The following is a 20,130-nucleotide window of genomic DNA, read 5'->3' as shown; positions in this document are numbered from 1 at the left end:
ATCAGCTTTTCTATTAGTTTAGCATAAAAGAAACGTTGTTAGCACCTGAAATACCATCCTATTTAATAGCATTCGTGCAACATTTTCAGTTTGCTATTGTTCATTATTTTAAATTTTGATAAAAGTGTGACATTACTAACGACAAAGTAGTGACATTTATAGTTTTATAATTATAAATTAACTGTAATCACTTATAATACTAAGTGAGGTGTTTATATGTTAAATGAAGCTAAATCATTTATTAAAACAATGCATAAAGAATTAAGTTACGATGAACATGTTACATTAGATAGAATTAAAGAAATTGAAATTGCTATTCAAACAAATGGCACGTATGAGCATACAATTGAAGAACTTACTTATGGTGCTAAATTGGCTTGGAGGAATTCTAATCGTTGTATTGGTCGATTTTTTTGGAATTCATTAACTGTAGCAGACGCAAGAGATATTCAAACTGAAGATGAATTTATAGCTACAATTGAAAACCACATAACAACTGCAACAAATAATGGAAAAATCAAACCTTATATCACTATCTTTTCACAGCACCAACCACCACAAATTTATAATAATCAATTAATCAGATATGCAGGTTATTCAGATCTAGGCGATCCTGCTGAACGAAGTATAACGCAACTCGCTGAACATCTTGGATGGACAGGAGAACATACTCACTTTGATGTCTTACCTTTAATTTATAAGATGCCTGAAGGTAATTTAAAATATCATACTTATAACCCAGAATTAATTAAGGAAGTTCCTATAGCACATGACCGCTATCCAAAGTTAAAACAACTTGGTTTAAAATGGTATGCCGTTCCTATTATATCAAGTATGGATTTAAAAATTGGCGGCATTACATATCCAACAGCACCATTTAACGGTTGGTATATGGTAAATGAGATTGCTGTTCGTAATTTTACAGATAGTTATCGTTATAATTTGCTAGAAAGTGTTGCAGAAGCATTTGAATTTGATACACTTAAGAATAATTCTTTCAATAAAGATCGTGCACTTGTCGAACTAAATGATGCAGTGTATCATTCCTTTAAAAATGAAGGCGTCTCTATTGTTGATCATTTGACTGCTTCAAAGCAGTTTGAACGATTTGAAAAGAATGAAACAAAAGAAGGAAGAGATGTTACTGGTAAATGGTCATGGTTATCACCTTCGTTATCTCCAACATTGGTGGCAAATTATCATCATGGTTATAAAAATGAAATTCGAGAACCTAATTTCTTTTATAAGAAATCAACATCTACGGGTTGTCCATTCCATTAAACACTCTATCCTTACTCATATAAACAAGGGGTAACGTCACATGAAACTTTATTATTTAGGCCCAAAAGGGACCTTTTCATACTTAGCAGCAAAACAATATAAATCAGAATCTGAAATGGATTTTGAAGCCAAATCTAACCTGTACGAAGTAGTACAAGCTGTTTCTAACGATGATAACAGTATCGCCGTAGTACCAATTGAGAATTCAATTGAAGGGACGATTAATATTGTCGCAGATGCATTAACACAACAAAATATTTTTGCGCAAGGTGAACTTCATTTAGATATTCAATTCGCGTTGTATGGTTCTCAAGGTGCTACAGTAAATGATATCTCAAAAGTTTATTCTATTGCGCCTGCGATTAGTCAAACGAGTCAGTACATACAAAAGCAAGGGTTCACGTATGACTATGTAGACAGTACAATCAAAAGTTTGGAAAAAATAACTGATCACGTTGGTGCCATTGCACCTTTAGGTAGTGGTGAAGCATACGGCTATTCACCTATTGAGGAAAACATACAAGACTTTCCACATAATGTAACGCGCTTTTTAGTCGTTAGTAACCAACCGAGTAGTATCGAGGATGTAGAGGATGCGAGCGATACATTATTGCTCATCACGCCTCAATTTGATAAACCTGGTTTATTAGCAAGCATATTAAATACTTTTGTTTTATTTAATATTAACTTGTCTTGGATTGAATCTAGACCTTTAAAAACACAACTCGGAATGTACCACTTTTTTGTACAAGCAGACACACCAATCAATGAAGATTTGGCTAAGGTTATTAAAATTTTAAACACGCTAGACTTCCAAGTCTCAATTATTGGTTCATTTAATAAATTAAGTTAAGTTTATTTTTATATAACTCAATTAAACAAATCAAAAACTCTCCATTTCATTATTTAGAAATGGAGAGTTTTATTTATCTATATTATTATTTAAGTGGCAATGGCTTGGTTACATCTATACCTAATACTGGTGGTACTAGGAAGTAAACAACGAGTACTATAACGATAATGCTTAGCATGTTTATCCAAAAGCCGACAGACGCCATTCTTTTAATACTAATACGTCCTGTACCAAATACAATTGCATTCGGTGGCGTACCTACTGGCAACATAAATGCACAGTTCGCCGCCATTGCAGCAGGTGCCATCAGCAATAACGGATGAACGTTTACAGCAACTGATAATGTTGCAAGAATTGGTAATATCATCGTTGCAGTTGCAGTATTAGATGTAATTTCAGTTAAGAACAGTACAAATACGGTAATGACTATTACAATGATTAAAGGACTCACACCTTCTATCAGTTTCAACTGATCACCAAGCCATGCTGCTAAACCACTTGATGATATCCCTTCCGCTAGCGCTAGACCCCCACCAAAGAGAATTAATACACCCCATGGTAAATCTTTAGCCACATCCCAATCTATAATACGTTTATGTTGTTCTTTATTTTTCGCAGGAATTAAAAAGAGTAAGACTGCAATAAACATAGCTATAGTTCCATCATCTATTTCTGAAGTATATGTCCAATTTTTCAGTAAAAACTCTCTGCTTATCCATAAGAAACTAGCAAGCATGAACACAGCTTGAACTACTTTCTCTTCATATTTCATCTTGCCTAATTCATCTAATTTTCTTTTAATTAACGCTTTACCACCTGGTAATGCTTTCATATCATGTCTAAAAGCTATATATCGTATGTATGCCCAAACTAAGAATAGTAAAACAATAACCGTTGGTACACCAATAATCATCCATTTAGCAAAACTAATTTCTTCACCAAATGCAGATTGATATTGTCCCTTTAAAATAATCAGAGGCGGTGTCCCAATTAACGTGCCAAGACCACCGATTGTACCGGCATAACCAATTGCTAAAACTATGGATTGCTCAAACTTAGTAATACTTGAATCTTTGATGCCTTTATTTTTTAATTCACTGGCTTCTTTAATAATTGCTAAACCAATCGGAATCATAATCATAACAGCGGCAGTGTTCGACACAAACATGGATAAAAAGGCTGTCGCAATCATAAATCCTAGTAAAATCTTTCCTGTACTTGTCCCTAATGTATTGATAATCGTTAGAGCAACTCGGGTATGTAAATTCCATCTTTCCATGGCAATCGCTAAAATGAAACCGCCTAAGAATAAAAAGATAATATCATTACCATATTGTGATGAAACTTCTTCTGGACTTAATACATGTCCAATTGGCATCAATATTAATGGTAACAAACTCGTTGCTGCAATCGGAATAGCTTCAGTAATCCACCACGTTGCAATCCAAAGTGTTATTGCTAAAACAAATATACCTTTACTTGATAAACCTTCAGGCTGTAAAAATAGTAATGTTAAAACAAATAATAGTGGCCCCAATATTAAGCCTATTAATTGTCCACTGTTATAAGACTTCTTTTCTTTCTTGTTAGAAAAAAACATTAAATATTGTGACCTTCTCATATCCCCTTTGTTCAAATTGTTCATATTCGTCCCCCTCTAAAGTTACTTTTCTGAATATTCATAACATTTCTTAGTTTATAACATAATATAATCTTAATGAAATATCAATGCTAAACCGCTTACAAATACAGCCTTTATAATGTCAATGTAGCATTCTAATCATGTTTAATTAGACTTAACATTATTTTAAATTTTATCATCATAAGATAAAAATAAATTTTTAATGTCTTTCAAATACATTTTAGGCGGCGATTCATCAAACTCATTTTGAGCAATAAAAATATTTTTATGTTTTATATTATTATAACTTTGAATCCGAATTGCATATTTCTCTATCGTTCCAACAAATTTATTTTGATAAATATTTAAATTACACCCTGCTTGAGTTGATCTTTGTTTCCCTTTTAAATCTTTTGCATTTTTACCATCTTTAACTGCTAAAAAACGAATGCCGCCAGCACAGTTTTTAAAAATATTATGATGAATATACGTATCTTTATATTTTAAAGGTGTTAGTGCATATTGCTTTATCCCTTCAAATGTATTAAAACGAATATGGATATTTTGATAAAATTGATTATAACGACTTGCATGAGAACCAATCGCCCTGTTCCAGGACTGCATCGTAGGCGTATCTGAATTGCCAAAATAACAATTTTCTATTATTACATTTTTTGTAATCGTTCCGTCTGTCGTCCCAAATTTAGGAAACGCACCTGGTACTTGAATATCTAACTGAATTGCTTCTGAAAAAGTTCTTGTCCCATCACTATCATTGAATCCTAAAAATTTACAATTATTTATATATAATCCATTTACCCCACATGCATCTAGTCCATGACCACCTATAATATCTTTAAAGGTCACATCGACAATTTGAATATCTTGGGCATGTCCTATACACATTGCTGTATTATTATAAGGGAAATCATAGCCATTCATATCAAATGTTCCTCCTGCAATATAAATATGGCTGTTGCCGTTATAACCATAATAAGGTTTAAACCTTCTACCATTTTTTAGTAATGCATCTTTCCCACATCTTTTAAGAACTGCGCCTTTATCTAGCAATAATGTTGTAGACTCATAAATAACCAATGACTTGCGTATATGAAACTCACCTTTAGGTACATATATTGTTGTCGAAGGATATTTTTTTACATAATTCAATGCACGTTGCATTGCTCGTGTATCTGCGCTTTTACTTTTACCTTTTAATCCAAATTCCTTTGCATTAATCATCATAGGACAATCCCTCTCTTTCTCAATACTTTATAATAAACTTAATTAAAGATTTTCAAACGCGTTTGTTGTAGCTTTATTGATTTATCTACTTAGTATATAATACTTATTATCTTTAATATTAGGAGTGTTCACAAATTATGAAAAAAAGTGCACTTATTGTAGTGGATTATTCAAATGATTTTGTTGCAGATAATGGAAAAATGACTTGTGGCATTCCAGGCCAACAAATTGAACATTATATTGTGGAAAGAATTGAAGTATATAATAAAAAACAACAGAACATTTTCTTTATGATGGATTTACATTTTGAAGAAAATAGTTATCATCCTGAGAACAAGCTCTTCCCTCCTCACAATATTCTAGGAACATCCGGGAGAGAACTTTACGGCAAAGTAAATGATATCTATCAAAATATATTATTTAATGATCACATACATTTTTTAGATAAAACACGTTATGATGCTTTTTGCGGTACTTCGTTAGATATTTTGCTACGGGAAAGAAATGTAACACATTTAGAAATTGTTGGTGTATGTACCGACATTTGTGTCTTACATACAGCGATTACTGCCTATAATTTAGGTTATTCTATCAGTATTTCACATAAAGGCGTTGCTTCATTTAATCCAACAGGTCATGATTGGGCTTTAGATCATTTTAAAAATTCCTTAGGTGCTGAAGTAGAATAACTATGCAAACTCATGATAAAATAATATTAACTATATAAATAAGGAGAATTTAGATATGGCAAAAACTTATATTTTCGGACATAAAAATCCAGATACAGATGCTATTGCATCTGCCATCATCATGGCAGATTTTGAACAACAAACAGGTAATTCGGAGGCTGCGTCCTACCGTTTAGGCGAAATAGGTCCTGAAACGCAATTTGCTTTAGATCATTTCAAAGTAGAAGCACCAGAATTACTTAACGATAATCTAGCTGATCAAAATGTTATTTTAGTTGACCATAATGAATTCCAACAAAGCGCAGATTCAATTGCTGACGCTACAATTCAACATGTCGTAGATCACCATAGAATTTCTAATTTTGAAACTGCAGCACCTTTATATTACCGTGCTGAACCAGTTGGCTGTACAGCAACAATTTTATACAAAATGTATAAAGAACGCGGCTTTGAAATTAAACCTGAAATTGCTGGCTTAATGATTTCTGCAATTATCTCAGATAGTTTATTATTCAAATCACCTACATGTACTGAAGAAGATGTGCAAGCTGCAGAAGGATTGAAAGCGATCGCCAATGTTGACTTAGAATCTTACGGTTTAGATATGTTAAAAGCAGGTGCGTCTACAACAGACAAATCAATTTCAGATATCTTATCTATGGATGCAAAATCTTTCAACATGGGAGATTATTCAACTCATATTGGACAAGTTAATACTGTGGATATTGATGAAGTCTTTGCACGTCAAGAAGAATTAACAAAAGCTATGTTAGAAACAAGTGCAAATGAAAAATATGATTTATTTGTGTTAGTCGTGACTGACATCATTAATAGTGATTCTAAAATTTTAGTAGTAGGACCTGAAACAGACAAAGTAGGTAAAGCTTTCAATGTTGAACTTGAAAACAATACTGCATTTTTACCTGGAGTAGTTTCTCGTAAAAAACAAGTTGTACCTCAAATTACAGAAGCTTTAAACGAAGTCGTTTAATAGTATATGATAAACACTGAGTGGACAAAGAAACTAAACACTTAACCGCTCAGTATTCTGGAACATAGTAAATATGTTCCAGTTTTTTATACATTTGCATAAGCATAGCGACATCTCATACTAGGAGGAATACCATTTGAATTCAATAGAGCAAACTTTCCATAATAGTAAACAATATTTTAATACTCACGAAACCAAAGATCTTAAGTTTAGAAAAAAACAACTCAAACTCTTGGGTAAAAGTATTAAAAATCATGAAAATGAATTACTCGACGCACTTCAAAAAGATTTAGGAAAAAACAAAGTGGAAGCTTATGCAACCGAGATTGGATTCACTTTAAAAAGCATTAAGTCAGCACGCAAAGAACTTAAAAATTGGGCGAAAAGAAAACAAGTTAACACGCCCCTTTATTTATTCCCTACTAAAAGTTATATCATGAAAGAGCCTTATGGTACGGTCTTAATTATCGGGCCTTTTAATTATCCTTTCCAATTACTCATTGAACCATTAATTGGTGCAATAGCAGCGGGAAATACAGCTATACTTAAACCATCAGAATTCACACCACACGTTGCAGATATAGTACAGCAAATTATTGAAGATGTATTCAATCCTGAATATATTAGTGTATGTCAAGGCGACGCAGAAACTACACAATCGCTCATACACCTACCTTTTGATTATGTCTTTTTCACTGGCAGCGAAAAAGTAGGACGTATTGTCTATCGTGCAGCTAGCGAAAACTTAACGCCTGTCACTTTAGAATTAGGGGGTAAATCTCCTGCGATTGTAGATGAATCAGCAAATATAAAAGTAGCAAGCGAACGCATTTGTTTCGGAAAATTTACGAACGCTGGTCAAACTTGTGTGTCACCAGACTATATTTTAGTTAATCGAAAAGTCAAAAGCCAACTCATCGCGGCACTCAAAAATACCATCACTGAATTTTACGGTAAATCTATACAAGATAGTCCAGATTTCGGTCGTATCATTAATCAAAAACATTTCGACCGTTTAGACCATTTATTAAATGTTCATAAAACAGAAATTGCATTTGGCGGTCAATCTGATGCAGATGATAAATACATCGCTCCAACCATTTTAGATGGTATTACTTTCGATGCTAAAATAATGGAAGATGAGATTTTCGGCCCTATTTTACCAATCATTCCTTATGATGATTTTGATGAAGCAATTGATTTAATACGCACTAAACCTAAGCCACTCAGCTTATATTTATTTAGCGAAGATGAAAATGTAACAGAACGTGTACTTCATGAAGTTTCATTTGGTGGCGGCGCGATCAATGATACGTTGATGCACCTCGCAAACCCAAACTTACCTTTTGGTGGTGTCGGTGCGTCGGGTATAGGACAATATCATGGCAAATATAGTTTTGATACGTTTAGTCATGATAAATCTTATGTATTTAAATCTACAAGACTTGAATCAAGCCTTATATTCCCACCATATAAAGGGAAATTTAAATACATCAAAACATTTTTCAACAAATAGAAAATAACCTAGTATGGTAGTGTATTATCCATACTAGGTTATTTTTTTAATTTTTTTCAATTATCTTTATTTTAAAAATTGTACACAAACGCCCTCTGGTGCTGATTCGTGATGATCGACTTTTTCTAATTCCCCCGTAATTTTATCACGTTTGAAAACCGTCAATGTATAGTCACCTTCTTGATGTGCACAAACTAAGAAATCGTCTGAGTCAGTAATGTTGAAATCACGTGGAAATTCGCCACCACTTGATACAATATCAACGAATGAAATCGTTGAACCATCATCACTTACTTTAAAAATAGCAATACTATCGTGGCCTCTATTCGTAATGTATAAGAATTTTTGATCGTGTGACTGTCTTACTGCCGCTAATTTTGTATCACCTTCAAAATTTTCTGGAATTGTTGAATGTCGTTGGACTTCTGTGAATTTTCCGTCCTCATATTTTACTGTACTTACGACATTTGATAACTCATGGACAACATAAGCAAACTTCCCATTTTCATGAAAAGTAATATGTCTTGGTCCATCCCCTGGTTCAAAATCACTCACTGCATGTTCACTAAAACCATGATCATTAAATTCGTATGTTACTATTTTATCTGTACCTAAATCAATTGCAACAACATATTTTTCATCTGGTGTTGTACTAATAAAATGCACATGTGGCTGATCTTGTCTTTCGTGTGGCCCAGTTGGATAATTGTGCTCTAACTCTTGAATCAAACGTATGATTTCACCTGTTTCAGGATTCGCTTTATATAAGCGCGCTAATCCAGCACCGTAAACAGACTCAAAAACAAACTTTCCGTCTGGTGACACATCTACATAACAGCCGCTACCTTTTGTAGAAGCAAGACATTTATTAATTAATTTGAGTTTACCATCTTCTTCTATTTTGAGACTAGCAACACCGCAATTATCTCCTTCACGTGTTACAGCATATAAAAATGAATTATGTTGATTTACATAAGTGGATGCTTCTAATTCATATCCTGTTTCAACTTCTGTTACGCTTCCAGTTTGTTCATCTAATTCAAAACGATAAACGCCTTTGCCCTCTTTTTTTGTATACGTACCAATATAACCTGTTGTCGTCATGTAAACCCCTCCATATTATTGTAGTTTCATTTTAATAAATATCTATACTAAATGACAATATAATGATTATTATCAATTTCTATCAAATTAAGATTCATGCTTTATTAACTTAAAAAAAGGAAAAACTTCTTGCAATAACACGAACATATGTTCTATTATTGTGTTGAGGTGATTTTATGATTCCGAAAAAATATCAAAATGAAAATGACTATAGAAATATACCAAGAGAATTTCTTAATGCCAATATCCCGCAAGGTCGTGGCATGGTTAAATGGGCGCCATTTGCAACTTTGCCAGAACAATTTGAAACAATTCAACAATATTTAGTAGATCAAAATAAAATTGACCGTCCTATATTATCGGACGATCAATTAAATGACTTAAATTTACATCTTCATCAAGCGTTACATACAGATTCCTATATTCACATCGAATACTATAAAGCAGGATGGTTGGAAACGACTCATATAAAAATTAAAAATATAGATATGACTCATATGTTTTTAGAAGGTTACCTAATCCATACACAGGAAACAATTAAACTTTCATTATTTGATATAACTAGAATAACTCAAGACAATAGTTAACTGCTTTTCTATACTTGAAGAACGGGATTTATGTTCGCAGTCTTTCCGACTGCATAAGCCACCGTAACAACTTCGTTGAACGGTGGCTAAAAAAAATACTGCCAACAAAAGCCCTAAGACTTTGTCGACAGTATGAGAACACTCTAAAGTGCTCTATCAATAACTTAATTATTCGTTTCAATATCTGAAACTATTTCTTTTGTTTTACTTTCAATATCTTCGAAATCTTTTTTAAAGATATAAGCGAAAACTACTGCACCAACACCTGCTGCTATTGACACAGTAAGAATTGTACCTAATACAAATTTAAATAAACCTTTAATAAAATTACACATCCTGATTCACCTCAATAAATTATTAACATATCTATCAATAATGATAGCATACTTGAAAGCATCAATAAATATATACCCACTTTCCATTACTTTAATCTAAATAATAAAAAGTGAATTTATGATATTATTGGAGTAATGCAAAATCAATAATTTTTAGTCAATATGTCTTATTTATTTTAACATTTTCTTCTCATCAGAAGAAAGATAGATATTATATTTATTACCAATATATGTAAAAAAGGGCTAATATCGTTAAATATTAGCCAATTCAATGTTAGTTATTCTCATCTTATTGACCCCACCAAGTGGAGACTGCATCTTTGAAAGCATCATAATAATTTGACATAATAATCACCTCATTGAATTTGTCTATCTGAATCGTCCCTTGATGTTAATTTAAGCATAACTACTGGTCATACGTAATGCAATTAACAGAGCGTTACAATGAAGTTACATTTTTGTAAGATTACACACATAAATAGGAGTTTTAAACTATGCAATCAGTAAAATCAGACATCTTAACACATCGAGGTTCACACTTTGATTTAGGTGTACAAACAGCACAGTGGATGCAGCAAACACCCTTACTCAAAAATAGAGAGAAAGAATGGAAAAAACGTATGCCCCGCTTTGATATCCATATCAAAGAAACATATGACATTTTCCAAACGTACGCACCGCAAATTTGGGAAGAAATTAGAGGTATGCAAGAAGTACTTAATCTGCCTACTCGCCAAATGATTCTTAACTTTGCGCACTATCGATTCACACCGTTGAAAAACAGTGGCTGTACGGTCTTTTTAGGTCAAGATTATATGGTTCGAAATTATGACTATCACCCTGCAACTTATGATGGTCGTTACTTATTGTTCCAACCTACTGATGGCGGATTAGCACAAATAGGTCCTACATCACGTGTAACCGGGAGAATGGACGGTATGAATGAATCTGGTCTATCCATGGGCTACAATTTCATGCACAGAAAGCACCCAGGTGATGGCTTCGTCTGCTATATGGTCGGCAGGCTTATATTACAATATTGTAAAGATGTAACTGAAGCCATACAATTACTAAAAGAACTTCCACATAGAAGCTCTTTTAGTTACATTGTCATGGATAAACATTTGAATCATGCGATTATCGAAGTTTCTCCTCGCTCCGTTGACGTTCGTTACGATCGTACTTGTACAAATCATTTCAAATTATTAACACATGAGAATAGAAATTTTACAAAAGAATCTAAAGAGCGTTTAAATCGCCTTCTAAAACAAGCACCTACATCACTAGATAAAATGAGCGCATTTAATTTATTTAATAATCCGGAATATGAAATTTATAGTAAATTATTCAAAAGTTGGTCCGGTACAATTCATACAAGTATGTATGAACCACAATCATTAACAGCACATATCACTTTAGGGGAAAATAAAGCACCTACCATAATAGACTTTGGCAAATGGCTCGATGGCGAATCATTAGATATTACTTCAATTAACGGCCATCTTGACACTGATTTAACCTTTGCCACATATTAATATTTATCATTTTAAATCATCACACTATAAAAAGAGCCAGAAAGCACTTAATTAAAGTGCTTGCATTTATATTTTGTCAAATCCTTTCATGTCAGCATTCTTAGTATGTGTGGATAACTTAAAACCTCATAATATTACGTACAAATTCAATATTAAGGTGGTATATACGTAGTATTCTGATATATAATTTATGCACTGTATCGAATTTATTAACTAAGTTAAATGATAAGCATGGTCAAATGAATCATTTGCTTTTGAGAACACGCAATATAAAATAACGCCTCTATAAGAATGGGTTAGATTTAAAATGGTACAAGGTATAGTGGGAGCGCCAATAAAATTAGTACAACAAGTACTTGGACACATAAATATAACAACCACATTAAACATCTATACTCATATAACTGAAAAAATGGAATTTGATGCGTTATCAAATTTAGATAGTTATATTGAATCATTTGATCCTTTATTGTTATGATTAATCAGTGGTTAGTTTGTGGTATATAGTAATGATTTTCATATTAACAAATGCTATATACTTTTAATATCAAGGGATACAGCTATTTTTACAACCACATTGTTTTCCTTCTAACATTAATAATACGACATAAAAATTTGATAATATTTTTATGTTGTGGTAATTTATATATAGAAAAAGGGCAACACACCATAAGTGTATCGCCCTAATGAGCCCGTTAAAAAGACGGTGGCTGGAATTTAATAATGATTAAATAATCATCTCATCCTCGCCAAAGTTAGAGATGGTTATTTTTTATGGCTTAATTTAACAATTGCAACCACTAAACCTAATAAGGTAACGATGAAAGTACCGAATCCTAACATTAAGTGTAGTGCTTCTACAATTGGAACCACACAAGGCGTCTCCTTTCTAAAGATTTTGTCGGTACTTTCATAAGCACCACCTCACTTTATACTAAGATTAGCCACCATCTATCCAATTTACTCATTTTTTTATTCTAACATATTTTTATATTATTTTTTTAGTCATTTACTTTCACCATTTTGCTGTTGGATAACTTGATTTAGGTCGTACATCAAATCTCACATTTTCTCATTAATTTTATGATTATTAAGTGGTTAGTTTGTGGTAATTTGTAATTATTTCCAAATTAAAAATAGCTGTATCCTTTTAATTTAAAGGGGTATAGCTATTTTTTACTTTAAGCATTTCAATTAAATGTACTTTCTGGCTCTTTCTATTCATGACAGCATAAATTTAATTTATATAAATATCCCCATGATCTGTATAGAACTCTAAAATATGCTTTCCTGAGCCTACTTTATTATCTTCAAAATTGTTATTGATAACTTCAGAAGTTCCATCAGATGGATTCAATCTTAGCAACGTATCTTGAGGGTCTTCATTATATGACATGAAAATATCACCATACTGCGTAGAAGCTCTAAAATGTGATGCAATATCCATTCGACTCAAATCAATTTTACCATGATCAGCTAACAACACTGACTTTTCAATCAATGATTTTTTACTCGTTATACTCGCCTGTTTCGTTTTAATATTCGCATTAGTAATTTGACTTCGCTTTATATCAATGGGTGAATTCAAACCTCTATAATACAGTTTGTCTAATGCTACATTACTTAAAAACACACGTGCTGCACCAGTAGCTTTCATTGAAATATATGCATCTTTTACATTAATACTATCAATATTTATAATATTCGTCTTACTAGATACATTTAAATGATTTAATTTTTTATCTGGCACAGTTACTACCATCTCATCATCAAACTGTCGGAACGGATTAAAATTCAATCCATAATGATCATCTGTATTATCAGTCTCATGAACATGTAATGTCTTGTTTTTATGCGTAATATCAATATTCTTTTTCCCTTTATATGTCACTGAAAATTCGTCACCTTGCTTAACTTGAACCTCACTATTTTGACTATCTATATTTAAATTTTCTATATTTTTATCATTAACTTCTTTATCAACAGAATTGAGTTGGTTGTTTTGTTTTTCAAATCCAAACCAAGCGACACAAGCTAAAAGAAAGCACACGATAAATAATGTTAAGCCGCTAAAAAATAACTTCTTCATTCGACTGCACTTCCTTTAATTGTTTTAATATTCCAACGTAAGTATTTTAAAATTACTCTATAAACGAATTGAGCAAATTTTGCAATAATGACAAATAATAAAAGACCTAACCCTGTATAGGAAATCGCAAATAAATAGTTACTTATAGCAAAACTAAAATTATCATTAATTATGCCGTTGATAATCAATAATAGCGGACTAAGCGAGAAAAATAATGCAACTAGTAATAGTATAAACATGAAAATGCCAACAAATATCATAGGGATTAAAATAATGATTAATGATAATATCCCCATACCCAGAGATGCCATAATTGCTCTCACAATTGTATTTATATTAGGGCGAAATTCCGCAGATACAATCGCGTTTCTAGCCATTAGCTCTTTGCCTATCTTTTTAGGTGATTCAAGGGCGCCAATGATTTGATATTCATTTTTACCTTCACTTTCTTGATCAAAAAAATATTCCTCATATTCATACATCACTTTATCGCGTTCACTTCTTGGTAATTTATCTAATTCTTGCTCTAATTCATTTAAAAAAGTGATTTTATCCAAAATATCTACCGCCATTCAAACTTAAGATTCGAAGCAAAATGTATATGTAAAATCAAAAATGACATACCCTATAGGAATGTCATTTTTAATTTTTTATTTCTTATATATTTCAACTTTCTTTATTTTATCATGTTTATAAATAATAAATAACTTTATTTGATTTTTCTTATCTTTATATATTATAGCATTAAAGCCTTTGGGCAACTTTTTTTGTTTATAACGTGTTCCTAGTATCTGTGTAACTTTTCCAACATTATTATTGATTGTTCCATTAAAATTAGTTTGAACTGTAGTATCGTTAGTTAAAGTTATACCTTTAAGTCGTGGGTCCTTTTTATTCACTTTGAAAATTAAATTAGGATGTTCTCTTTTTAAATAAAGACGATACTTTTTTAAAATGACTTCGTCTTGTTCAACGTATTCGTCAATATTAATTTCAGACCCTATTTTGACACGATTAATAGATAGTTTTGATAAATCAGTCGACTGTTCTTGCTTGATATAGTTAACCAGTAACAATGTTCCAAAAGCCATTGTTATAAACACACAAAATATAAGACGCTTATGTAGTCTATGCATTTTCAATGTTGTCACCACACTCTACTTTACTAATTAAATATAGCATAGGTATTTGTCACTTTCATCCCTGAAGAAATCTTAAAACATATTACTTTTATATGTATTAATAATTTTCTTTCATATTAAAATATTGATATAATAATATCTAATCAATTAAAGGGGGAACTATTATGACAAGTTTAGAAACGTATTTCAAAAACAGTCAACCGCTTGATCAATATATTGAAGCAATGACTGAAAACAAAGAGAATTTACTATCAATATATAATTCATTCTCAACACCAGAGGATGATGGTCGTCTTGAAAAAATTAAAGCATCAAACTATAGCAAAGTTCTAGTTATCACTGAAGACTGGTGTGGAGATGCTATGATGAACATTCCTATTCTTAAACATATTAGTGAAGCATTAAATTTAGAAGCTCGTGTTTTTCATCGTGATGAAAACACTGACTTAATCGATCAATACTTAACAAATGGTACTGCGAGATCGATACCTATATTTGTATTTTTAAATGATGATTTTGAACAGCAAACAGTTTGGGGACCTCGCGCAAGACAAGTACAACATTTTGTAGAGGAAACACGTTCTAAACTGCCTGCAAAAGATGATCCTACATTTGAAGATAAATCGACTGAATCATATACAATTATTTCTAATCGCTTTAAAACAGACTCACAAATGTGGAAATATGTTTATGATTCAATTCTAGATAAACTAATTATAAATTAATAAAAGACGTATGAATTAAGGTATTATAACCGTTAATTCATACGTCTCTTTTTTTATGACTCAAACTTCGGTTATCTTTATTTTAAATATCTTTTTTAGATACATAGAATATATTAACGATAAATAGTACTACAATTGATGCTGAAGTAATAAACCATTGCCAATTAGAGAATGTATAATCACCAGTTGTCGTTTTAGAAGTTAAGTAACTAAATGGAATATATTTCAATGCATCTTGAATATTGTCACCAAATTTAGGAATCATAGGTATAAATGGTTCAGCAAAAGGAACAAGTAATATTAAGAATATACCTAAAGTAAAGATTAATGCTGTTTTTGGTACAACTAATGAAAATAAATATAATAATAATCCAAAGAATAAATGGAATAGAATGAAGAACCAAAGTAACTCAAAGATTTTATCAACTTTTATATTTTCACCGTCAACAATTTGTTGCACGATTAATACAAATCCAACAAGTATTGCTGTAATAATTATGGCAATCAGTATAATTGAAATCACTTTTGCGATAACGTAGCCCACACGACTTGATGTTTTATTCATATATAATTGAATCGTACCTTGTGAAATATCACGGGTGATTGTCTTGATTACAAATAGTAAGCCCATGATAGAAAAGAACCAACTACCTATAGAAAGTAACATATTGCCGTCTATTTTATCAGATTGCTGAACAAATAAAACTGTAAAACCAATTAATGGAAGTATTGTTAAGAGTAATGCTAAATATGTTAATGGACTTCTAATAATGCTATAAATGTCGTATTTTACGAGTTGTAAACTATTCATTATTGGCCACCTTTCTGATTAATATTGAAGTAAGTATCACGTAAAGAACTCTTACGTGTTTCAATAAACTCAGGGAAAATATCAATATCTGATAAACCTTTAAGCACTTTTTGATAACTTGATTGTGCTTTAATAATGATTTCTCCATTTTCTCTTTTAGATTGAATCACATCGAAATTTTCATTTAAATATTCTAAAGCACTATTGAAATTACTTTGTTCTAAGATTAATACTGTAGAATCCGTTGGTGCCCCTTCTTTCATATCAACATCTTGAACAAAATTACCATCTCGTAAAAACACTGCTCTATCGCAAATTAATTCAATATCCTCAAGCTTATGACTAGAAATCAAAATTTTCATATCCAGTTCTTGCACAAGTGATTGAATTGTTTTCAATACATCAATTGATCCGTCAGGGTCCATACCATTTGTTGGCTCATCTAAAATGAGGTACTTGGGTTTGTTCATTAATGAAACAGCTATGGCTAACTTTTGTTTCATTCCCATTGAATACTTTTTAACTTTTTTCTTCACATAAGGTCTCATACCAAAAGCATCAATAATTTGATTTGCATATTTTTTATCAAAACCCTTACCTAATACATTGGCAAATAATTTTAAATTATATAAACCTGATTTATTATCATACAATTTAGGATGTTCAATAAGGTAACCGATATTGTCTTTATTACCTACCTTTACCTCCCCTTTATATTTGATAATATTTCCATTCATGACTTTCATTAATGTTGTTTTGCCGACACCATTTTTACCAATTAGACCTACAATTTGGCTTTGTCCAAAATCAAAATTGATATGGTCTAAAACATTGTTATTGCCATACGTTTTTGTTATATTTTTTAATTCCATAAATGCGCCTCCTTTTATTATTAAATTAATTTTTTATATTGAATGATGTAGCTAGCTACAAAGCAAAAAATACTTAAAGTTAAAAATCCATAATTAAAAATAGTTTCAAAATAATTTAATATACCCAGACTATAATTAAATAATGTACATATTCCAACTACAAATAGCACGATTATGACAGGTATTAAAATAACCATTGTAAGTAAATAAATTATATAAGAAATGTAATCAGATTTTTGTTCTGTATATTTTTTGAAAGCTATAGGTACTGCAAAGAAATTTACCGCAATGTATGAAAATGGCATTGAAATGTTAAAATCAATATTACTCGTTGATACATGAGAATTCGGCATAGTATATAAAGATAATATTGCTGCCCCAACTAATGTAAAAATAATAACTGTTAAATAATTAGCATTCAATAACGACTTTTTAGAAACTGGTAAACTGCCAAAAAAGTCATAAGCCATTCTGTGCCCAAGCTTACTATTAAAACGAAAAACATGACCAGAATCTAGTATAGAAACAAAAAGTAATATCATCGCAACTGCAGAATATAACGCATTAGTAAAAATACTATTGGGTATTATGATTAATTGTAGTGGGGAAAACAATAATAACATTGCATATATTACGATTGTCCATTTACGTAATTTTAAATTTCTAATAAGTAAATTTTTCATCTAATGTCCCCCCAGTTGTTAAGTCTCATAATTTTTTTGTTCAGTCTTCTGGGTTCCTTTTTCAAGGTAAACCATTAAATCTTCAATCGTTGGCTTAGTTATTGCAATCTTGTTTCCAAAAATTTCATTAAATATATTAGCATGTTCTGTAAGGGCGATATATCCTGTTTTGTTTTCTTCTATATAGTGTGTTAATTGAATTAATTCTTCATCCAATTGCTGCATGTCACCTTTAACTACTTTGAATCTATTCAAAATGTCATCCAAAAATTGATTTAGTACAATTTTACCATCTTTTAAATACACTAAGTAATCAGCGATTTTTTCTAAATCCGAAATGATATGAGTGGAAATAAATACTGTTTTATTTTCATCAATGAGTTCTTTTTGGATTACATCCAAAACTTCGTTTCGAACGATTGGATCTAACCCTGATGTTGGCTCATCTAAGATAAATAATTCAGCATGGTGGCTAAAAGCAATAGCAATAGACAACTTCATCTTCATACCAGTTGAGAATGTTTTGATTTTGCGCTTATAAGGTAAATCAAATTTTTCAAGATAATATGTAAATAACTGATGGTCCCATGTACTATAAAATGGTGAAACATATTGTTCGATTTTTTGGATATTCCATTTATCATTGAGGTACAATTCGGAATAAACGAAACCAATTTTATTTTTAATAGCTTCAGGGTGCGCTTTCATTTTTTGATTAAAGATTAAAACATCTCCGCCATCAGGCTCAATTAAATCCATAATCATTCTAATAATGGTCGTTTTACCAACACCATTTGCGCCAATAAATCCAGTTATAAATCCTTGAGGAACACGAAAACTAATATCATTTAACTTGAATTCTTTATACTGATAATTTACAGCATTTAATTCGATTGCGTTCATTCATCGTCCTCCTCAAAAATCATTTCTAAGATTTCTTGTAATTCTGAAAGTGGCATGCCTATGGTTTTTGCTTCTTTGCTTATTGATTTAGCCATTGTTTCAATCACCATGAACTGTTTTTCTTTTAAAATTGAACTATCTTGCTCTTTCACATATGTACCCTTACCTCTAATAGTAAAGACAAAACCATCTTTTTCTAAATCTTCATATGCGCGCTTTGTAGTTATAACACTAACGCTCAAATCATGTGCTAATTCCCTCATCGAAGGTAAGTGTTCACCAGGAGCAACGTATCCTTTTAAAATATTTTCTTTGATTTGTTGCTTAATCTGTTCATAGATTGGCTGTTCACCACTATTTTTCAAAAGTATTTTCATGGATGTCCTCCCTTACAACTGTATATACACACTATATACAATGTATACACACTTGTAAAGTATAAATGTATTTAAACATCCATATAATTACTCATTGAAAAGGACGAGTTAACATAAAAAAGCTATAAGTAAGATTTTGCATATCGCTTCATCTCACTTATAGCATGTTTAAACAATATTACTTATTTTGTTTATCTTTTTTCTTACGCTTATTATTACGATCAATAAAAGCGCAAATCATAAACATGATTGCAGCAATTAATAATTTAATACCAGAATCTTCATGACCAATAGCCTGTAAATAATAGCCTACAACGAGTAATATCATTGCCATTATGACAAATATTTTAGTTAAATGTTTCACTCTCTTCACCTCAAACAATATCATTGTATCAAACTTTGTCATTAATTTCTAAAAGCAATTCATTTCAGAAAAATTATTGATACTTATGTAACTACTTTTATGATTGACATTTAAATATATTGTTTGCAGTCTATTACCTATGATGATAAAATTGTAAATGTATCCACGGATTATACTACACAACCCCAAGTCTGCGTCATCAGACTTGGGGTTTTTTGTGTAAGGCCACCTATTTGTCCTTCCATTTACTCTCTAACCAAACACGGAATACAACAAGTAAGCTACCTGTTAGTAAAGTTGTAATTATTTCTTGCCACCACGCTATCATACTACACCTCCCACAGAAAAAAGTGCCATGTAGGATTTTTGATGGCCTATCCGTATTCTAACACAAAACAGAACATGTG

24 protein-coding genes are annotated in these 20,130 nt (G+C 31.4%); 9 read left to right on the top strand and 15 right to left on the bottom strand.

Going from position 1 to position 20,130, the window contains the following annotated elements; translation table 11 throughout:
• Positions 1-216: 216 nt before the first annotated feature.
• Both MHB47_RS04805 and MHB47_RS04800 read left to right on the top strand, forming a co-directional pair.
• Positions 217-1,281, top strand: a complete 1,065-nt coding sequence (locus tag MHB47_RS04805; RefSeq protein WP_340755441.1) for a nitric oxide synthase oxygenase — start codon at positions 217-219, stop codon at positions 1,279-1,281.
• A 40-nt stretch (positions 1,282-1,321) separates the two neighbouring features.
• Positions 1,322-2,134 carry a prephenate dehydratase gene (locus tag MHB47_RS04800; RefSeq protein WP_107514987.1) on the top strand — a complete coding sequence of 271 codons (813 nt, stop codon included), beginning with the start codon at positions 1,322-1,324 and terminating at the stop codon, positions 2,132-2,134.
• A gap of 85 nt (positions 2,135-2,219) precedes the next feature.
• Here the strand turns inward: MHB47_RS04800 and MHB47_RS04795 are convergent, their stop codons facing one another.
• Complete coding sequence (locus tag MHB47_RS04795; protein ID WP_021339829.1) at positions 2,220-3,779, bottom strand: SLC13 family permease; 1,560 nt, start codon at positions 3,777-3,779, stop codon at positions 2,220-2,222.
• Between the two features lie 162 nt (positions 3,780-3,941).
• Complete coding sequence (locus tag MHB47_RS04790) at positions 3,942-5,000, bottom strand: glycosyl hydrolase family 28-related protein (protein ID WP_340755438.1); 1,059 nt, start codon at positions 4,998-5,000, stop codon at positions 3,942-3,944.
• Between the two features lie 137 nt (positions 5,001-5,137).
• Here MHB47_RS04790 and MHB47_RS04785 point away from each other — a divergent pair, with 137 nt between their 5' ends.
• The 3 genes from MHB47_RS04785 (at position 5,138) to MHB47_RS04775 (ending at position 8,196) form a co-directional block, all read left to right on the top strand.
• Entirely contained in the window at positions 5,138-5,689 is a 552-nt protein-coding gene (locus MHB47_RS04785; protein WP_056935772.1) for a cysteine hydrolase family protein, read from the top strand.
• A 55-nt stretch (positions 5,690-5,744) separates the two neighbouring features.
• Entirely contained in the window at positions 5,745-6,680 is a 936-nt protein-coding gene (locus tag MHB47_RS04780; RefSeq protein ID WP_107514812.1) for a manganese-dependent inorganic pyrophosphatase, read from the top strand.
• A gap of 136 nt (positions 6,681-6,816) precedes the next feature.
• Positions 6,817-8,196 (top strand): aldehyde dehydrogenase, encoded by a 1,380-nt coding sequence (locus MHB47_RS04775; protein ID WP_340755431.1) that lies wholly within the window; start codon positions 6,817-6,819, stop codon positions 8,194-8,196.
• A 66-nt stretch (positions 8,197-8,262) separates the two neighbouring features.
• Here MHB47_RS04775 and pglS read toward each other — a convergent pair whose 3' ends face one another.
• Positions 8,263-9,300 carry a 6-phosphogluconolactonase gene (pglS, locus tag MHB47_RS04770; RefSeq protein ID WP_340755430.1) on the bottom strand — a complete coding sequence of 346 codons (1,038 nt, stop codon included), beginning with the start codon at positions 9,298-9,300 and terminating at the stop codon, positions 8,263-8,265.
• A 176-nt stretch (positions 9,301-9,476) separates the two neighbouring features.
• Between pglS and MHB47_RS04765 the strand changes: the two genes are divergently transcribed.
• Positions 9,477-9,887: a YolD-like family protein gene (locus MHB47_RS04765; RefSeq protein WP_002507169.1), complete on the top strand. Its 411-nt coding sequence runs from the start codon at positions 9,477-9,479 to the stop codon at positions 9,885-9,887.
• A gap of 164 nt (positions 9,888-10,051) precedes the next feature.
• On the opposite strand, the gene MHB47_RS04760 is transcribed toward MHB47_RS04765, so the two are convergent.
• Positions 10,052-10,222: a hypothetical protein gene (locus MHB47_RS04760; RefSeq protein ID WP_002507168.1), complete on the bottom strand. Its 171-nt coding sequence runs from the start codon at positions 10,220-10,222 to the stop codon at positions 10,052-10,054.
• 494 nt (positions 10,223-10,716) lie between these two features.
• Between MHB47_RS04760 and MHB47_RS04755 the strand changes: the two genes are divergently transcribed.
• Positions 10,717-11,757, top strand: coding sequence for a C45 family autoproteolytic acyltransferase/hydolase (locus MHB47_RS04755; RefSeq protein WP_340755427.1), 1,041 nt, complete (start codon positions 10,717-10,719; stop codon positions 11,755-11,757).
• 307 nt (positions 11,758-12,064) lie between these two features.
• Positions 12,065-12,235, top strand: coding sequence for a tyrosine-type recombinase/integrase (locus MHB47_RS04750; RefSeq protein ID WP_002507166.1), 171 nt, complete (start codon positions 12,065-12,067; stop codon positions 12,233-12,235).
• Positions 12,236-12,522: 287 nt separating this feature from the next.
• On the opposite strand, the gene MHB47_RS04745 is transcribed toward MHB47_RS04750, so the two are convergent.
• The 4 genes from MHB47_RS04745 to MHB47_RS04730 all read right to left on the bottom strand — a co-directional run bounded on the left by MHB47_RS04745 (position 12,523) and on the right by MHB47_RS04730 (position 14,937).
• A complete protein-coding gene (locus MHB47_RS04745) occupies positions 12,523-12,630 on the bottom strand; it encodes a putative holin-like toxin (RefSeq protein ID WP_002511402.1) in 108 nt (35 codons plus the stop codon).
• 364 nt (positions 12,631-12,994) lie between these two features.
• A complete protein-coding gene (locus MHB47_RS04740; RefSeq protein ID WP_277583473.1) occupies positions 12,995-13,846 on the bottom strand; it encodes a DUF4097 family beta strand repeat-containing protein in 852 nt (283 codons plus the stop codon).
• On the bottom strand, positions 13,843-14,418 hold the full coding sequence (locus MHB47_RS04735) for an HAAS signaling domain-containing protein (protein WP_002507160.1): 576 nt from the start codon (positions 14,416-14,418) through the stop codon (positions 13,843-13,845). Before MHB47_RS04735 ends, MHB47_RS04740 begins: the two co-directional genes overlap by 4 nt.
• Before the next feature lie 78 nt (positions 14,419-14,496).
• Positions 14,497-14,937, bottom strand: a complete 441-nt coding sequence (locus MHB47_RS04730; protein ID WP_340755422.1) for a hypothetical protein — start codon at positions 14,935-14,937, stop codon at positions 14,497-14,499.
• A gap of 215 nt (positions 14,938-15,152) precedes the next feature.
• Here MHB47_RS04730 and MHB47_RS04725 point away from each other — a divergent pair, with 215 nt between their 5' ends.
• Positions 15,153-15,713: a thioredoxin family protein gene (locus tag MHB47_RS04725; RefSeq protein WP_277595644.1), complete on the top strand. Its 561-nt coding sequence runs from the start codon at positions 15,153-15,155 to the stop codon at positions 15,711-15,713.
• Positions 15,714-15,795: 82 nt separating this feature from the next.
• On the opposite strand, the gene pmtD is transcribed toward MHB47_RS04725, so the two are convergent.
• From pmtD to MHB47_RS04690, 7 genes are all read right to left on the bottom strand, one after another.
• Positions 15,796-16,524, bottom strand: coding sequence for a phenol-soluble modulin export ABC transporter permease subunit PmtD (pmtD, locus tag MHB47_RS04720; protein ID WP_002507157.1), 729 nt, complete (start codon positions 16,522-16,524; stop codon positions 15,796-15,798).
• Entirely contained in the window at positions 16,524-17,396 is an 873-nt protein-coding gene (pmtC, locus tag MHB47_RS04715) for a phenol-soluble modulin export ABC transporter ATP-binding protein PmtC (RefSeq protein ID WP_340755416.1), read from the bottom strand. Before pmtC ends, pmtD begins: the two co-directional genes overlap by 1 nt.
• 20 nt (positions 17,397-17,416) lie before the next feature.
• A complete protein-coding gene (pmtB, locus tag MHB47_RS04710) occupies positions 17,417-18,079 on the bottom strand; it encodes a phenol-soluble modulin export ABC transporter permease subunit PmtB (RefSeq protein ID WP_340755415.1) in 663 nt (220 codons plus the stop codon).
• A gap of 18 nt (positions 18,080-18,097) precedes the next feature.
• Positions 18,098-18,982: a phenol-soluble modulin export ABC transporter ATP-binding protein PmtA gene (gene pmtA, locus MHB47_RS04705; protein WP_340755413.1), complete on the bottom strand. Its 885-nt coding sequence runs from the start codon at positions 18,980-18,982 to the stop codon at positions 18,098-18,100.
• Positions 18,979-19,359, bottom strand: coding sequence for a PSM export ABC transporter transcriptional regulator PmtR (gene pmtR, locus MHB47_RS04700; protein ID WP_002507153.1), 381 nt, complete (start codon positions 19,357-19,359; stop codon positions 18,979-18,981). The genes pmtA and pmtR overlap by 4 nt, the downstream gene beginning before the upstream one ends.
• A gap of 178 nt (positions 19,360-19,537) precedes the next feature.
• Positions 19,538-19,723: an SE1626 family protein gene (locus MHB47_RS04695; protein WP_002507152.1), complete on the bottom strand. Its 186-nt coding sequence runs from the start codon at positions 19,721-19,723 to the stop codon at positions 19,538-19,540.
• 229 nt (positions 19,724-19,952) lie between these two features.
• On the bottom strand, positions 19,953-20,048 hold the full coding sequence (locus MHB47_RS04690) for a Trp-rich small protein (RefSeq protein ID WP_230456587.1): 96 nt from the start codon (positions 20,046-20,048) through the stop codon (positions 19,953-19,955).
• Between the last annotated feature and the right edge of the window lie 82 nt (positions 20,049-20,130).

Source organism: Staphylococcus sp. FSL K6-3157, from assembly GCF_038005145.1.
GTDB lineage: Bacteria > Bacillota > Bacilli > Staphylococcales > Staphylococcaceae > Staphylococcus > Staphylococcus equorum.
Note: the sequence above shows the minus strand (reverse complement) of the source record. Positions and strands in the feature narration are given on the sequence as shown.

Excerpts from the sequence above, each read along its gene's own strand:
- MHB47_RS04780 (WP_107514812.1), top strand. The coding sequence starts at position 5,745 with ATGGCAAAAACTTATATTTTCGGACATAAAAATCCAGATACAGATGCT.
- pmtC (WP_340755416.1), bottom strand. The coding sequence starts at position 17,396 with ATGGAATTAAAAAATATAACAAAAACGTATGGCAATAACAATGTTTTA.
- pmtA (WP_340755413.1), bottom strand. The coding sequence starts at position 18,982 with ATGAACGCAATCGAATTAAATGCTGTAAATTATCAGTATAAAGAATTC.
- MHB47_RS04765 (WP_002507169.1), top strand. The coding sequence starts at position 9,477 with ATGATTCCGAAAAAATATCAAAATGAAAATGACTATAGAAATATACCA.
- MHB47_RS04725 (WP_277595644.1), top strand. The coding sequence starts at position 15,153 with ATGACAAGTTTAGAAACGTATTTCAAAAACAGTCAACCGCTTGATCAA.
- MHB47_RS04750 (WP_002507166.1), top strand. The coding sequence starts at position 12,065 with ATGGTACAAGGTATAGTGGGAGCGCCAATAAAATTAGTACAACAAGTA.
- MHB47_RS04760 (WP_002507168.1), bottom strand. The coding sequence starts at position 10,222 with ATGTGTAATTTTATTAAAGGTTTATTTAAATTTGTATTAGGTACAATT.
- MHB47_RS04730 (WP_340755422.1), bottom strand. The coding sequence starts at position 14,937 with ATGGCTTTTGGAACATTGTTACTGGTTAACTATATCAAGCAAGAACAG.
- MHB47_RS04735 (WP_002507160.1), bottom strand. The coding sequence starts at position 14,418 with ATGGCGGTAGATATTTTGGATAAAATCACTTTTTTAAATGAATTAGAG.
- pmtD (WP_002507157.1), bottom strand. The coding sequence starts at position 16,524 with ATGAATAGTTTACAACTCGTAAAATACGACATTTATAGCATTATTAGA.
- pmtB (WP_340755415.1), bottom strand. The coding sequence starts at position 18,079 with ATGAAAAATTTACTTATTAGAAATTTAAAATTACGTAAATGGACAATC.
- MHB47_RS04795 (WP_021339829.1), bottom strand. The coding sequence starts at position 3,779 with ATGAACAATTTGAACAAAGGGGATATGAGAAGGTCACAATATTTAATG.
- pmtR (WP_002507153.1), bottom strand. The coding sequence starts at position 19,359 with ATGAAAATACTTTTGAAAAATAGTGGTGAACAGCCAATCTATGAACAG.
- pglS (WP_340755430.1), bottom strand. The coding sequence starts at position 9,300 with ATGACGACAACAGGTTATATTGGTACGTATACAAAAAAAGAGGGCAAA.
- MHB47_RS04790 (WP_340755438.1), bottom strand. The coding sequence starts at position 5,000 with ATGATGATTAATGCAAAGGAATTTGGATTAAAAGGTAAAAGTAAAAGC.
- MHB47_RS04800 (WP_107514987.1), top strand. The coding sequence starts at position 1,322 with ATGAAACTTTATTATTTAGGCCCAAAAGGGACCTTTTCATACTTAGCA.
- MHB47_RS04740 (WP_277583473.1), bottom strand. The coding sequence starts at position 13,846 with ATGAAGAAGTTATTTTTTAGCGGCTTAACATTATTTATCGTGTGCTTT.
- MHB47_RS04755 (WP_340755427.1), top strand. The coding sequence starts at position 10,717 with ATGCAATCAGTAAAATCAGACATCTTAACACATCGAGGTTCACACTTT.
- MHB47_RS04785 (WP_056935772.1), top strand. The coding sequence starts at position 5,138 with ATGAAAAAAAGTGCACTTATTGTAGTGGATTATTCAAATGATTTTGTT.
- MHB47_RS04805 (WP_340755441.1), top strand. The coding sequence starts at position 217 with ATGTTAAATGAAGCTAAATCATTTATTAAAACAATGCATAAAGAATTA.